We start from the raw sequence: 15,208 nt of genomic DNA, 5'->3' as shown, positions 1-15,208 counted from the left end.
ACGTGAAGAAAGCATTACTGCCGTTGCTACTTGTCAGCACCTTTGGTTTATCAGCCTGTAGCACTATTTCAGGTTGGTTTACCGATGACGAAGAATTAGAAATTCGCATTCTTAAACCTATTGATGCTGAATTTACGCCCACCACTGTTTGGGATACCGAATTAGGTGATGGTATTGACCGTTATTTCTCTCGCTTAAAACCTGCGGTTGCTTACGACATGGTATTTGCTGCTAATCGTCAAGGGAAAGTGGCCGCCTATAGTAAAGAAACTGGCAAAGAAATCTGGCATAAAAATTATGCAGTCTTTAACCACGAAGGGTTTACTTCAAGCATCACTAACTTATGGTCAAGTGGCGTTTCTGCTAAAATAGCAGGTGGTTTAGCGGTTGCTTACGAAACACTGTTTTTTGGCACAGAGAACGGTGATGTTACTGCCCTTGATGTTCACACAGGTGAACAAAAGTGGTCAGTAAAAGTGAAAGGTGAAGTACTTGCATCGCCCGCAATTGACGAGGGCATAGTGGTTATAAATACCGGCTCCGGTTTAATGTTCGGCCTAGATGCGGAATCAGGTGAGCAAGTTTGGTCTTATGAGTCTGATGTTCCTCCATTATCCCTACGTGGTATTGCGGCACCTGTTGCAGCAAATGGCGGAGCGATTGTTGGTACTGCGTCTGGTAAATTAGCCGTCAATATTTTAGGAACAGGCCAAACAGCTTGGGAGCAACCTATCGGTTCTGCAACGGGAGCAACTGAGCTCGACCGCATCGTAGATATCGATAGCAAACCATTGGTTTCAGGTGGCGTCATTTATGTGATTTCTTTCGATGGCAGTTTAGCATCGGTTGAACTTAGAAGTGGTCGTATTATTTGGAAACGTGAATACAAATCATATCGTCGTTTAACCCAAGCGGGGAATACTTTGTTTGTTGTTGATGCAAACAGCAATGTGTATGCGCTTGATGCACGAAATGGTATCGAGCTATGGAGTCAAGGTGCTTTGAAGCAGCGTTTATTAACGGCTGCTGAACCTGTCGGGGACTACCTAGTAGCAGGTGACAAGTGGGGTTTCTTGCATTTTTTCAACCAAACTGACGGAAAGATAGTCGCTCGGGTTGATGTGGGTGGCGATGACGAAGATGAGAGTATTTATAGTGCGCCAGTGGTTGATGGTAAGATGCTGTATACTCAGACTCGCGATGGTAAGTTAGTGGCGATCCAAGTTCCCTAACAGACCTTTAGTTGGCTCACGCCACTATTATATTATTACCGGCTCAGGCTTCTCCTGAGCCGTTTGCGTTTTAAGGATTGTGAAATATGTTACCCGTTGTTGCCTTAGTTGGCCGCCCTAATGTGGGTAAATCCACGTTGTTTAATCGCCTAACGCGTACTCGAGATGCGTTAGTTGCGGATTTCCCTGGATTAACTCGTGACCGTAAATACGGTCAGGCTAATTATGAAGGACTACAGTTTATTGTGGTCGATACTGGTGGCATCAGTGGCGACGAACAAGGTATCGATGTAGCAATGGCTCAGCAGTCACTGATGGCGATTGATGAAGCCGATGTTGTCATGTTTTTAGTTGACGCTCGGGCCGGCTTGACGGCCGCTGATCAAGGTATTGCTGAGCATTTACGTAAACAGAATAAATCAGTTTATGTTGTAGCCAATAAAGTTGACGGAATCGATGGTGACAGTGAAAGCGCTGATTTCTTTGCTTTAGGTTTAGGTGATGTTAGCCAAATTGCCGCAGCCCATGGTCGAGGTGTAACGCAATTATTGACATTGACCTTGATGCCTCTCTCCGAACAGTTTCCGGATATGCAAGTGCCAGAAGATGATGGCGTTGTTGAAGAGATTGACGCTGAAAAACAACTTGAAAAATTGCTCGCATCGCCCATCAAACTTGCCATCGTGGGCAAGCCCAACGTTGGTAAATCCACGCTGACTAATCGTATTCTAGGTGAAGAGCGGGTCGTGGTGTACGACGAGCCCGGAACAACCCGAGATAGTATTTTTATTCCTATGGAGCGTGACGGTAGGGAATACGTACTTATTGATACTGCCGGAGTGCGCAGGCGCCGAAACATATCCGAAGCCGTTGAAAAATTTTCGATCGTTAAAACGTTACAGGCTGTTGAAGAAGCGAATGTTGTATTATTGGTGATCGATGCGCAAGAAGGCGTGACTGATCAAGATCTTAGTTTATTAGGATTCGTGCTTAATTCTGGTCGTTCACTTGTTGTTGCGGTAAATAAGTGGGATGGTTTAGCCAAAGACGTGAAAGAAGAAATCAAGCGTGAATTAGACAGACGTTTAGGTTTTATAGATTTTGCCCGTTTGCATTTTATATCAGCTTTGCACGGTACTAACGTCGGGCATTTGTTTGAGTCGGTACAAGAGGCTTATAACAGTGCGACCAAGCGTATTAATACTTCAATGCTAACGCGTATTATGGACATGGCCCAAGCTGACCATCAGCCGCCAGTTGTGCGTGGCCGCCGAGTTAAAATGAAATATGCACATGCGGGTGGTTACAACCCACCCATCATTGTGATTCACGGTAATCAGGTGAAAGACCTGCCGGATTCCTATAAACGTTATATGATGAATTACTTCCGTAAGTCATTGAAAGTGATGGGCACGCCGATCAAAATTGAGTTTCGCGAAGGGGCCAATCCTTTCGAGAGTAATAAAAATATCATGAACGATTCTCAACGCCGTAAACGTAAATTATTAATGCGTATGCACAAGAACAATAAATAGTCAGGGAATTCGGCATCCAAGACCAATCCACTGGAAATGAAAAAGCCCTTTAATCATGTTGTGATTAAAGGGCTTTTTGTTTACTTCGCTTTACAGTTTTACGTCTTTCTCAGGCTAAATGACCGTGCTGTTGGTCTCACCGTCAGCAAAGCGATTGGTAATGACATCGCCTTTGGTCAGCTCAGACTGGCTTTTGATGACCTCTTTACCTTTAAATGTGATGCTGTAACCGCGCGCCAGAGTTGCCAATGGGCTGACTGTATCGAGCAAATGACTGCTGTTTGCTAGCTGTTGTTGGCGTTGCTCGAAAGTCCTCAGCCATGCTTTTGTTAAACGCTCAGACAACAAACTGTGTTTGCCTTGCTGCTCTTTCAATACGTTAACGGGTGAGAATTGCTGTAATTTACTGATTCGGCTCTCACTGCTTTGCTTCGCACGCATAAGTTGCGTTGCCATACTATGAGAAATCGCAGTGAGTTGACTATCAACCCGTTGCATATGCTGGCGTAACTGATTACGAGGGTGGTAGCCATTGAGTTCTTGTGTGAGCGATTGTTGTTGATACTGCAGCTCTTTAAGCAGTGTGCGCGTACTTTTGAACAATCTATCGCGTTTGGCTCCTAAGGCGCTGAGCATTTCAATTTGGGATTGGCTTACCAGCTCAGCGGCAGCTGAAGGGGTTGGCGCGCGCAAGTCGGCAACAAAATCAGCTATGGTGATGTCTACCTCATGACCTACAGCACTGACGATGGGGAGATCACTGTGGTATATAGCCCAAGCGACGTTCTCTTCATTAAAGCACCATAAGTCTTCTAGCGAGCCGCCGCCTCGGCCGACTATCAATACATCGACCTCCCTGCGATGGTTAGCTAGCGCTATCGCACGGCATATTTGTTTGCTCGCAGTTACACCTTGCACCTGAGTTGGATAAATGACTACTTCAAGGGCTGGATTGCGACGTTGCAACACCGTTAAAATATCGTGCAGTGCTGCGCCAGTTGCCGACGTCACAATGCCGATGCGGTTAATTGTGTTGGGTAGTGATTGTTTTATGTCACTTGCAAACAAGCCTTGTGCCAATAAGTTACGCTTTAGTTCTTCAAATTGACGTTTAAGTTGGCCTTCGCCTTCAGGTTCAAGGTGCTCGACGATAAGTTGATAGTCACCTCTTGGCTCATAAATACTTAAATTTGCCCGAACTAAAACTTTATCTCCTTCTTTTGGGCGCGTGATAACTTTTCGATTAGCCCCTTTGAACATGGCACTTTTTATTTGCGCCTTATTATCTTTGAGTGTGAAATACCAATGACCTGAGCTAGCAGCCACGAAATTTGATATTTCAGCACTGAGCCAAACTTGGCCAATTTCTGATTCCAATATCGAGCGAGCCAAGTGATTGAGCTTACTTACGGTGAAGATATTTCGGTTTGCGGGTGACGCACTAAACATAAGGCACAAAATCTTAAATAAATAACAGGAATGGAGTTTACCTGATAAGGTAAAGCGGCTACAATTGCGCCGCAATAAAAACCCATTTTAAAGGTGTTGTTGCATGTTGCGGATCGCAAAAGAAGCTCTTACGTTTGATGACGTGTTGTTAGTGCCTGGGCACTCAACCGTTCTTCCCCATACCGCTAATTTGATTACCAAATTAACCCGCGGTGTTACCTTAAATATCCCACTTGTTTCTGCTGCTATGGACACAGTATCTGAAGCACGCCTTGCTATTGCGCTGGCGCAAGAAGGGGGTATCGGTTTTATTCATAAAAATATGCCTCCTGAAGCGCAAGCTGATCATGTTCGTATGGTGAAAAAATACGAAAGTGGCGTGGTATCAGATCCGGTAACCGTTTCACCTAATGCAACGATTGGCGAAATTAATGCCTTGAGTAAGCATCATGGTTTTTCTGGTTTTCCAGTTGTAGATAAAGACAATGCGCTAGTGGGCATCGTTACTGGCCGTGATTTGCGTTTTGAAAAGCGTTTTGATCAACCTATTTCCTCAGTGATGACGCGCAAAGAAGATTTAGTTACGGTTAAAGAAGGTGCTCATTCCGAACAAGTACTGGAATTGATGCACGAACACCGCATCGAAAAAATCCTCGTCGTCGACGATGCATTCAGATTAACTGGTTTGATCACCGTCAAAGATTTCAAAAAAGCCGAAAGCAAACCTAATGCTTGCAAAGATGAGTTAGGACGCTTACGTGTAGGTGCTGCGGTAAGTGTTGGCGCTGGAACTGACGAACGTATCCAATTGCTGGTAGAAGCGGGCGTAGACGTATTATTGATTGATACCTCACATGGCCACTCTCAAGGTGTTATTGACAGAGTGAAAAAAGTACGAGCTGATTTCCCTGATGTGCAATTAATTGCCGGTAATGTTGCCACAGGCGAAGGCGCTAAGGCGCTAGCTGATGCAGGTGTCGATGCTGTTAAAGTAGGGATCGGCCCTGGTTCTATTTGTACTACGCGTATCGTCACCGGTTGTGGTGTGCCACAGATTACCGCTGTTTCAGATGCCGTTGAAGCATTAGAGGGTACCGGCATACCTGTGATAGCGGATGGTGGCATTCGATTCTCAGGTGATATTGCTAAAGCGATAGCAGCCGGCGCAAGTTGCGTCATGGTTGGCAGCTTATTAGCCGGTACGGAAGAAGCACCTGGAGAAGTTGAGTTATATCAAGGTCGTTACTACAAATCTTATCGTGGCATGGGCTCTCTTGGTGCAATGGACCAAAACAATGGTTCGTCAGACCGCTATTTCCAAGATAGTAATGACGCAGAGAAATTGGTTCCTGAAGGAATTGAAGGTCGCGTTGCTTATAAAGGGCCTATATCTACTATTATTCACCAGCAAATGGGCGGTTTACGCTCGGCTATGGGGTTGACTGGTTCTGCCACCATTGATGATCTTCGCACTAAAGCGATGTTCGTGAAGGTAACCGCCGCAGGCATGGGCGAGTCTCATGTGCATGACGTGAGTATCACCAAAGAAGCGCCAAACTACCGCTTAGGATAAAGATCTACATCGACTATTGGGCTGGTTATTAACCAGCCTTTTTTTATCGCCATTGCGCTTTTAAATACGAGTACCAAGATGACAACAAACATTCATGAACAACGCATACTAATTCTCGATTTCGGTTCTCAATATACTCAACTTATTGCACGACGCGTGCGGGAGATAGGAGTCTATTGTGAGTTATGGGCATGGGATGTTACCGAAGCGCAAATTCGTGAATTTAATCCTAATGGCATTATATTATCAGGTGGTCCTGAATCTGTTCACGCCAAAGACTCTCCCAGGGCGCCGCAATACGTATTTGATGCAGGTGTGCCCGTGTTTGGCATTTGTTATGGTATGCAAACCATGGCTGAGCAGCTGGGCGGAGAAGTATTAGGTTCAGATATGCGTGAATTTGGTTATGCCCAAGTAGAAGTTGTCGAAAAGATGGCATTACTGGATAACATTGAAGATCACGTTAGTCCCAATGGCAATGCCTTGCTTGATGTATGGATGAGTCATGGTGATAAAGTGTCTGCTGTGCCTGAAGGTTTCATTACGGCAGCCAAAACAGATAGTTGTCCGTTTGCTGCCATCGTGAACCACGAAAAACAATTCTACGGTGTGCAGTTTCACCCGGAAGTGACCCACACCCGCCAAGGTCATCGCATGTTGTCACATTTTGTACTCGATATTTGCAAATGTGACAAATTATGGACCCCTGATGCGATAATTGAAGACGCAATCGCACGCATGAAAAAGCAAATCGGTGACGATGAGGTTATTTTAGGCCTGTCAGGCGGCGTTGATTCCTCAGTCGTTGCTATGTTGTTGCACCGTGCGATTGGTAAACAACTAACGTGCGTATTTGTGGATAACGGTTTACTTCGTCTGAATGAAGGTCAGCAAGTGATGGATATGTTTGGTGACCACTTTGGCCTCAATATTATAAAAATTGAAGCAGAAGAGCGGTTCCTGTCTGCACTTGCAGGTACGGATGAGCCTGAAGCCAAACGTAAAATTATTGGTCGCGTGTTTGTTGAAGTCTTTGATGAAGAATCCAAGAAACTTAAAAATGCAAAATGGTTAGCTCAAGGCACCATTTACCCTGATGTCATTGAATCTGCTGGCTCAGCAACAGGTAAAGCCCATGTGATTAAATCGCATCACAATGTGGGTGGCTTACCGGCAGATATGTTGATGGGCTTAGTTGAACCACTTCGAGAGTTGTTTAAAGACGAAGTGCGCAAGATTGGACTCGAGTTAGGTTTGCCGTACGACATGCTATACCGCCATCCTTTTCCAGGACCAGGTCTCGGTGTACGTGTGTTAGGTGAAGTTAAAAAAGAATATTGTGACTTACTGCGCAGGGCTGATGCGATCTTTATCGAAGAGCTGCATAGCCACGATTTGTATAACAAAGTCAGTCAAGCATTTACAGTATTTTTGCCTGTTAAATCGGTAGGCGTGATGGGCGATGCGCGCAAATACGATTGGGTTGTATCATTGCGAGCCGTTGAAACAATCGACTTTATGACGGCGCACTGGGCACATTTACCGTACGAGTTTCTAGGGAAAGTATCAAACCGCATCATTAATGAAATCGATGGTATTTCTCGCGTTGTTTACGATATTTCAGGTAAGCCTCCAGCGACAATTGAATGGGAGTAAGGGGCAGTAGTTGCCTCGATAATGAGCGTTCGAAGCTTTTTTGTTTAGATGGCGGGCAGCACAAATACACTTTTGATAATATGTAAATCATCCTGCTCTCAGCGGCGACTATGTCGGTCGCCGCTGAGAGAGGTCATATTCATTACTGATATCATTGTGCAGTGTAAAGTAGGTTACCGAAAGTTAGCCTATCAACTTGTTGAAACATAACATTGAGGTATGCCTTGCAGTGCCGCGCCATATCGAAAAATACCAACTTCTTGTCGTCAATCTTATTAATTCAAACTGCCTTTATCATGTGAATATCCTGCGGGTTAACGATCTTGCGCGTAAAAAACGCAATTCCTAAAATTCCTCGTTCCCATGGCTAACGTATCCGCTTCACGTTGACTGCGACGCCAAACAGTACAGGCACAAGAATAGCTATGGCCAACATCAAGTTTATTGCACCATCAGGCGTTTCTGAATGTGCCCAGTAGATGGCAATGAGCCATGGCGCAACTGCGCGAGCAAGTGACATGGGAATCAACATAATGCCATTGATCTTGCCATAGTTATGGTGCGATAGCAGTTCTGGAACAGCCATGCCGCGTACGATAGTAAATATACCGTTTGCTGCGCCATAAAGAATACACACGATCGCAAGCGTGAAAACTGAGGGTGGCGCTTTAAGTATCACGATGGCAAGTGGAAACGTCATACCGGCGAGTAAGCCCAGACGGACTATCGTTATCTCCTTAAATAAAAGTATCAGCATGCGCGCAGCAACCTGAGCGGGCCCAATGAGCGCAATGGCTAATACCACAGATTGCGTGTCCCAAGTCAGCGCAATAAGCAGAGGATAGATGTGGTACGTAAAGCCAGAAAAAAGTGCCATATAAGCGCAGAAAGATGCAGTGAGGAGATAAAATCTAGGACTACATAAAATTGGTCGAATCCGGCTTTTATCCGAGCTTGATATTTGGTGTGTTTTTTCACTTGTTAAATTCACAGGTCGAATTGCCCATAAATAAAGTGGGGCGGCGATGACTGTATTGATGACTGCTAATCCTAGAAGTGCACCGCGCCATCCCAAGCTATCTAACATAAATTGAAGCAGTGGCACAAACAAGGTGCTGGAGAAACCAGCCCACAACGTGATCGCCGTGATGGCTGAACGTGATTGCAGCACTCCCAACTGGCGTACTGTGACTGCAAAAGCAGGTTCGTAGGATAACGCTGCTTGAAGCATGCCTAATGTTATTATCACAGCATAAAGCGCAGGCATGGTTTCAATGTACGACCAGGCTACCAAGGCGAGCGATGCTGCAATGGTCGCTCCTCCCATAAGTTTGCGTCCATGGCCGTGGTCAATCATTGCGCCTATGGGGTAAGCAGCTAGTACGGCCGCTAAAAGACCGAGTGTTGCGGCACCGTAGATATCACCACGGCTCCATCCCATATCATTGACCATCGTTTCCGCAATTAATGGAAAGCTATAATACAGGGTTCCCCATGATACTAATTGACTTAGACCTAGCGCTGCAACAAAGCCTCGCTTGGTCGGTAAAACTTTCATCCTCGGCAAAGTGATATTGTTGGTGCGGCGGATGGATGCATATCAGCGGACATTTCACTTGTGGCAAGTGCATTCACCACCGATTGAACTTGTATATAGCCAGTTTTCAGCAAAAAGGTCGGTGCACGTCCGTAGCTCTTGATCCCGACGATATAAAGATCTAGCTCAGGGTGGGATAGTTCTACGTAGCCGTGCTCAGGAACCGAACCGCAGCTATGCAAATTAGGATCGATCAATGGCGCCAGACGCGTAGGGCTTTGCGTTGCGGGATCAAGAGATATTCGTAATTCTGCAAGGAGACTAAGATTAGGGCGAAAGCCGGTCGCAGCTATAATTCGATCCACAGGCGGTAATTTGCGTGAACCACTTTGCACAATCAGTCTGCCATTTTCACGATTGATTTCCTCGATTTCAAGTTCGCTAAAGACTTCTATTCTTCCTTGATCTAATAAATCCTGAATGCGAACTTCTAAACGTCTGCGCTCTTGCAGTTCATCGTTTGCTGGTGAGCGGACGACATTGGCCACACAGGCATTTCGAACGCCCCAAAGAACACGCATGTCCTTGTACTGATCTGCAAGCAAAATCAAATCCTGTAAGGCGTTGAATGCCGAATGGCCACCACCAACGACTAACACGGACTTGTTAGCGTATTGCTTGCGCCCATAACTGAGAATGTTAGGAACACCATATGTGATCGAATCTGCAGCAGCATTTTCGCCCAAAGCTGGTATACCATGAGTTCCAAGCCAGTTGGGAGTTTGGTATGTCCCCGATGCGTCAATGACGGCCTGCGCTTTAACGTCACGATCACCATTGGGACCGGTAACCCGCAGTACAAATGGGACCCTGTTTCGACCGTCTGTACGTAGCACATCATGGTTGAGGCGACTGACAGATATAACCTGAGTATTCAGGTTCAGGTGAGGAGCAATTTCACAATGGGATGCTAGGGGTGTGACATATTGTTCAAGCAACTCCTTTCCTGTGGGAAATTCATTGCCAGCAGGTTTATTCCAGCCTTTTTGTTTTAGTAATGCAACGGCTGCGGGATCCATATTGTAAGCCCAAGGGGAAAACATACGCACATGCCCCCAGCGGGCCAAGTTGCTACCTGCCATATCGCCAGCTTCGAACAGGATAGGGGTATAGCCTTGTGCAAGTAAATGAACCGCAGCGCTAAGGCCTATGGGACCAGCACCAATGACCGCGACAGGTAAGTTGGTTGATTCTTCGAACATAAATATTTTCTCCATTGATAATGTTGTTACTAACAACTAATAGGTTAAAAAAGCGCGCTAAGAGCCTAAACGGTCCCGCGCTGCAGTCGTTAATTGCCTAATGAGTGCCAACGCTCCATCGACAACTTCTGGCGCAACATTTTTGATCATTAGTGCTTCTTCTGAGATCAAATCTTGATGAATCTTTTGATGCAATGCTTCACCTGTCGGTGTCAGCGAGAGTTGGACCGCACGTTGGTCTGATGGGTCCAATGCCTTGAGCACATATTTTTTTCGCAGTAATGAGTCCACCACACGACTTGTGGTGCTTTTGTCCAGATACATCTCGTCCGCTAATGCTTGAAGCCTCAAAGGGCCTCGTTTTACTAGGGTTTCAAGGGCATAACACTGTGCAACGGACACATCGTGGCAGCAAATATAGTCTCGATCACGAAACTGGTGAACACGAATGAGTTGGTTGACGGCTTCATATAACTCTTCTGCGCGTTCTAGGCTATGAGACATAGCATTAAAACCTTGTGTAAGTATGTTGTTAGTAACAACTATAATTGTAAATATCTTACCTGGCAATAGCAGATAGGTTGTTAATTCTCATTTGTTAACCGTGAGAATTGGAAGAATTTGATTCGTAAGACGGCTTTTCTAGTGGTTATTTTATGCAAATTAAGCTCAAAGGTAGCAGATTTATTTTTGGCTAATATTTTATCAAAAACGTAACGATATTCTTTAAACACATGATTACATAAATTCGTTAATTAACGAATTATGGGGTACTCGATTTGCAGAAACTACAATTCTGTATAAGGCATATGATGGCAGGTCTAATCGGCAGTAACTGCGGCTGGCGGGCCTGATAAAGCCCATACTACAACGTTTATATAACTAGTTTATTCAGCTATTCCGGCGTGCTTATTGATTCTCATCAATTGGATGGATGTTAAAAACCAAGTCTCACGGGTGAAAATGTTACATTCGTTTTGATAGCAAAACACTTTTGTACTGGCTATTTGGGAAGTATCTAAGAGCTTGGGTAAAACCTACGCAATAAGGAATTGTGAAGATGAGCAGAAGAAAAATCATAATAGCCATCGTGGCACTGATATTAGTCGCTGTCATCGCGTTGTTATGGTGGCGAGCTGACCTTGAGGACAGTAATGACACGAAATTGCAACTTTACGGCAATGTGGATATCCGTGAAGCGCTTCTGGCCTTTAATAGCAGTGAGCATATTGCTGAAATTCATGTGCAGGAAGGTGATCGCGTTACTAAGGGCCAGCTGTTGGCCCAACTTCATACCGAATTACTCGACGCACAACTGGCCGAAGTTGAAGCGAATTTACTCGCTCAACAACAAACTGTGGCTAAACTAGAGGCAGGCAGTCGGTCTGAAGAAATTAGTCAGGGCAAGGCCGAACTGAAGGCCGCTAGTGCTAAGGTGAAGTCAACCAGAGACAGTTATAAACGCATTGTACGGTTGCTCGAAAAGAACTTGGCATCAGCGGAAGATGTGGAAAATGCCCAATCTCTGGCCGATGTGGCGGAGGCTCAAATGGAGGTATCTATGCATGCACTGGCGTTGTTGCAGGCAGGTCCTCGCAAAGAAGATATTGCAGTGGCTCGAGCAGAATTGGCCGCGCGCGAGGCTGGATTGGCGTTGGCTCAGCAATATTTGGAAAATACCAATCTATATGCGCCTGCAGACGGTGTCATTCGTAACCGAATTTTAGAGCCTGGTGATATGGCATTTCCAACAACGCCTGTGCTGACGCTTGCTTTTATCAATCCTATTTGGGTGCGAGCCTATTTGTCGGAAACGATGTTAGGGCAGGTGCATTTGGGTGCGAAGGCGCTTATCTATACCGACAGTTACCCCAATAAAACCTACGAAGGTTGGGTTGGTTATATTTCTTCCTCCGCTGAATTTACACCGAAAAGTGTCCAGACCGAAGAGTTGCGTACACGCTTAGTTTACTCGGTTAGGATTTATGCTTGTAACGCGCAGGGAGAACTGCGTTTGGGTATGCCAGCTTCGGTCACCATTGAGCCCAATCAAAAGCTAGACACAACCCCCACCAATCACTGTGGAGCAGAGCAGTGAGTGCTGCCGCCCTTAAATTCTCAGCTGTGAGTAAAACATTCACAAGTGAAAGGCGGCAGTTATCGGCGCTGGACGAGATCAGTTTCAATATTCAGCCCGGTCGGGTGACGGGGTTAATCGGTCCGGATGGTGCGGGCAAGACTACATTGATACGTCTTGCCGCCGGATTACTACTGCCAGATGCGGGGGAAATTCAAGTATCAGGTATCGATGCGATTGCCGAGCCGCTGACAGTTCAGTCCAGCATAAGTTATATGCCGCAGCGATTTGGCCTTTATGAAGATCTTAGTGTGCAGGAAAACCTCGACCTCTATGCTGACCTGCAAGGACTGCCAAGAATAGAGCGGCTTGGCCGTTATGCACAGCTGATGCAAATGACAGGTCTTGGGCCATTCGCTAGGCGTTTGGCAGGGCAACTTTCCGGTGGTATGAAACAGAAATTAGGCCTAGCCTGCACGTTAGTACGCTCACCGCAATTGTTGTTGCTTGATGAGCCTACTGTTGGTGTTGACCCTGTGTCGCGCCGTGAGCTTTGGCAAATAATTTATCGTCAGGTGCAGGACGCGGGCATGACGGTACTGTTAAGCACTGCTTATCTGGATGAAGCAGAACGCTGTGATGAAGTATTACTGCTTCATCAGGGCAAGCTACTTGATCAGGGAGAGCCAGCGAAATTCAGTCACTCAGTGGAGGGGCGTACCTTTTTGGTCACTGCTAAGGATTTAGGTCATCGTCGGTTGCAGGAAATGTTGAGCCGAGCGCCCGGCGTACTGGATGCCCTGATCGAGGGAGAAGCGGTGCGTCTGGTCATGGAAACAATCCAGCAACCCAGGGCTGAAGTATTGCTACCGGGGCAAAAAGATATTCACATCTCAACGGTATCGCCACGTTTTGAAGATGCCTTTATCGCCCGCCTGAAAATTCGCCAGACTAACCCCGTAACGGAATTTTCGTCACAATTAAAAATAGATCCTGAAAAGAATGACGAAGTGATCTCGGTTAAGAAACTACAACGTCGTTTCGATGACTTTATAGCGGTAAATAATGTCAGTTTTAGCGTGCGGCGCGGGGAAATATTTGGTTTGTTAGGAGCCAATGGCGCAGGAAAATCCACTACCTTTCGTATGCTTTGCGGGTTGTTGCCTGCTAGCAGTGGTGAACTGGCCGTCGCCGGTTATGATCTGCGCCGTGCGGCTGCCACGGCACGTGGGCGCATTGGTTATATGGCGCAGAAGTTCTCACTGTATAGCAATCTATCAGTGGTGCAGAATCTGCGTTTTTTTTCTAGTGCTTATGGTTTAAAGGGGAAACAACAAAAGTTGCGTCTGGATTGGGCGTTGACTACTTTCGCACTCAAGCCATTTGAAGATGCGAATGCGGGGGATTTACCACTAGGCTATAAACAGCGTCTTTCGTTTGCCGCGGCGTTAATGCACGAACCGGAAATTCTTTTTCTCGACGAACCCACTTCGGGGGTTGACCCGCTCGCACGAAGGGAATTTTGGGCGCGCACCAACGCGTTGGCCGAGGCTGGGGTAACAGTGTTGGTCACTACTCATTTTATGGAAGAAGCCAATTACTGTGATCGGCTCGTTATTATGGCGGACGGCGAAGTGTTGGCCGCAGGCACACCGCTGGCAATGAAGTCGGGTGCGCGTACGGAAGATAATCCTGATCCGACGATGGAAGACGCCTTTATACAGTTAATCGAACAGCGTCAACAAAAGTCGCAGGCGGCTCCTTGAGCTCGTTAGTTCATATGCGCCTCTGGGGATTGATCCGCAAGGAGAGTCTGCAGATTTTGCGTGATCCATCCAGTATCGCCATTGCCTTTGTAATGCCGGTAGTATTGCTGTTTTTGTTTGGCTATGGCGTATCGCTAGATGCGAACCACATACCAGTGGGCATTGTCATCGAACAACCAGATAGAGAAACACAGTCATTGGTGGGGGCTTTTGAGCGTTCCGAATTTTTTAGTCCACAGTACTTTAGTGTTATTCAAACAGCACAGCAGGCACTAAATGAACACCAGATTGACGGCATTGTGTGGCTGCGTAGTAATTTTTCCGCGCAGCTCTTATCTAATAACGAAGCGCCCATCGGCGTTATCGTCAATGGGGTAGATTCTAATCAAGCTAATATCACCCAGAGGTATATTGAGGGAACGTGGCTTGCCTGGCTTAGCCATTATGCTGAGAGTCGAGGCCAATCATTGATTATGCCAGTGAGCTTAGAGCCGCGAGTGTGGTTCAATACGGCTTTGTCTAGCCGCCTATTTTTGGTGCCAGGTTTGATTGCCATCGTTATGACATTAATTGGCTCCCTGCTCACAGCCATGGTTGTGGCGCGAGAATGGGAACGAGGCACAATGGAAGCTATGATGGTCACACCGCTGAGGCGTAGCGAGATACTCGCGGGTAAGCTGATCCCTTACTTTGTGCTGGGTATGGGAGGTATGTTGTTCAGTGTAGCGATTGCTGTTTGGCAGTTTCATGTGCCACTACATGGTTCCTTCTGGTTGTTGATGATGAGCTCGGCGTTATTCATGCTGGTGGCACTGGCTATAGGCTTGTTAATTTCCATTGTCTCAAAAAATCAGTTTGTAGCAGGACTGCTGGCTATAATAGTCACGTTTTTGCCCGCCTTTATCTTGTCTGGCTTTCTGTTTGATATTCATTCTATGCCTGGCTGGATACAGTTCATCACCTATTTAGTGCCAGCGCGTTACTTTGTCGCTATTTTGCAAACCCTGTTTCTTGCGGGTGATGTGTGGTCGGTGGTGCTGCCTAATATCGGCGCATTGCTTATCATGTCATTGTTCTATTTTTCACTGGTGTGGCGTAAGTTCCATAAGCGGTTGGAGTAG

Annotated in this window: 11 protein-coding genes; 7 read left to right on the top strand and 4 right to left on the bottom strand. The window is 46.2% G+C overall.

Annotation, left to right across the window (positions count from 1 at the left end; genetic code table 11):
- Positions 1-2: 2 nt before the first annotated feature.
- On the top strand, positions 3-1,232 hold the full coding sequence (gene bamB, locus GQR89_RS15170; protein WP_158770819.1) for an outer membrane protein assembly factor BamB: 1,230 nt from the start codon (positions 3-5) through the stop codon (positions 1,230-1,232).
- Between the two features lie 86 nt (positions 1,233-1,318).
- Positions 1,319-2,767, top strand: a complete 1,449-nt coding sequence (gene der / locus GQR89_RS15165; RefSeq protein ID WP_158770818.1) for a ribosome biogenesis GTPase Der — start codon at positions 1,319-1,321, stop codon at positions 2,765-2,767.
- Between the two features lie 114 nt (positions 2,768-2,881).
- Here der and xseA read toward each other — a convergent pair whose 3' ends face one another.
- Positions 2,882-4,216, bottom strand: coding sequence for an exodeoxyribonuclease VII large subunit (gene xseA, locus GQR89_RS15160; protein WP_158770817.1), 1,335 nt, complete (start codon positions 4,214-4,216; stop codon positions 2,882-2,884).
- 103 nt (positions 4,217-4,319) lie between these two features.
- Here xseA and guaB point away from each other — a divergent pair, with 103 nt between their 5' ends.
- Together guaB and guaA are read left to right on the top strand one after the other, a co-directional pair.
- Positions 4,320-5,789: an IMP dehydrogenase gene (gene guaB / locus GQR89_RS15155; protein WP_158770816.1), complete on the top strand. Its 1,470-nt coding sequence runs from the start codon at positions 4,320-4,322 to the stop codon at positions 5,787-5,789.
- Between the two features lie 78 nt (positions 5,790-5,867).
- The gene (guaA, locus tag GQR89_RS15150; RefSeq protein ID WP_158770815.1) at positions 5,868-7,445 is read left to right on the top strand and encodes a glutamine-hydrolyzing GMP synthase; all 1,578 of its coding nucleotides are present in this window, start codon (positions 5,868-5,870) and stop codon (positions 7,443-7,445) included.
- Positions 7,446-7,812: 367 nt separating this feature from the next.
- Here guaA and GQR89_RS15145 read toward each other — a convergent pair whose 3' ends face one another.
- Genes GQR89_RS15145 through GQR89_RS15135 form a run of 3 tightly spaced genes read right to left on the bottom strand, consistent with a single transcriptional unit; the run spans position 7,813 to position 10,748 of the window.
- Positions 7,813-9,003, bottom strand: a complete 1,191-nt coding sequence (locus GQR89_RS15145; RefSeq protein ID WP_158770814.1) for an MFS transporter — start codon at positions 9,001-9,003, stop codon at positions 7,813-7,815.
- Positions 9,000-10,244, bottom strand: a complete 1,245-nt coding sequence (locus tag GQR89_RS15140; RefSeq protein ID WP_158770813.1) for an FAD-dependent oxidoreductase — start codon at positions 10,242-10,244, stop codon at positions 9,000-9,002. Before GQR89_RS15140 ends, GQR89_RS15145 begins: the two co-directional genes overlap by 4 nt.
- 57 nt (positions 10,245-10,301) lie before the next feature.
- Positions 10,302-10,748: a MarR family winged helix-turn-helix transcriptional regulator gene (locus GQR89_RS15135; protein ID WP_158770812.1), complete on the bottom strand. Its 447-nt coding sequence runs from the start codon at positions 10,746-10,748 to the stop codon at positions 10,302-10,304.
- Positions 10,749-11,304: 556 nt separating this feature from the next.
- Between GQR89_RS15135 and GQR89_RS15130 the strand changes: the two genes are divergently transcribed.
- Genes GQR89_RS15130 through GQR89_RS15120 form a run of 3 tightly spaced genes read left to right on the top strand, consistent with a single transcriptional unit; the run spans position 11,305 to position 15,208 of the window.
- Complete coding sequence (locus tag GQR89_RS15130; protein ID WP_158770811.1) at positions 11,305-12,342, top strand: efflux RND transporter periplasmic adaptor subunit; 1,038 nt, start codon at positions 11,305-11,307, stop codon at positions 12,340-12,342.
- Positions 12,339-14,087, top strand: a complete 1,749-nt coding sequence (locus tag GQR89_RS15125; protein WP_158770810.1) for an ATP-binding cassette domain-containing protein — start codon at positions 12,339-12,341, stop codon at positions 14,085-14,087. Before GQR89_RS15130 ends, GQR89_RS15125 begins: the two co-directional genes overlap by 4 nt.
- Positions 14,084-15,208, top strand: coding sequence for an ABC transporter permease (locus GQR89_RS15120; RefSeq protein ID WP_199271333.1), 1,125 nt, complete (start codon positions 14,084-14,086; stop codon positions 15,206-15,208). Before GQR89_RS15125 ends, GQR89_RS15120 begins: the two co-directional genes overlap by 4 nt.

The sequence above is a fragment of the Paraglaciecola sp. L1A13 genome (assembly GCF_009796745.1).
GTDB lineage: Bacteria > Pseudomonadota > Gammaproteobacteria > Enterobacterales > Alteromonadaceae > Paraglaciecola.
This window is presented reverse-complemented; position numbering and strand designations above follow the sequence as displayed.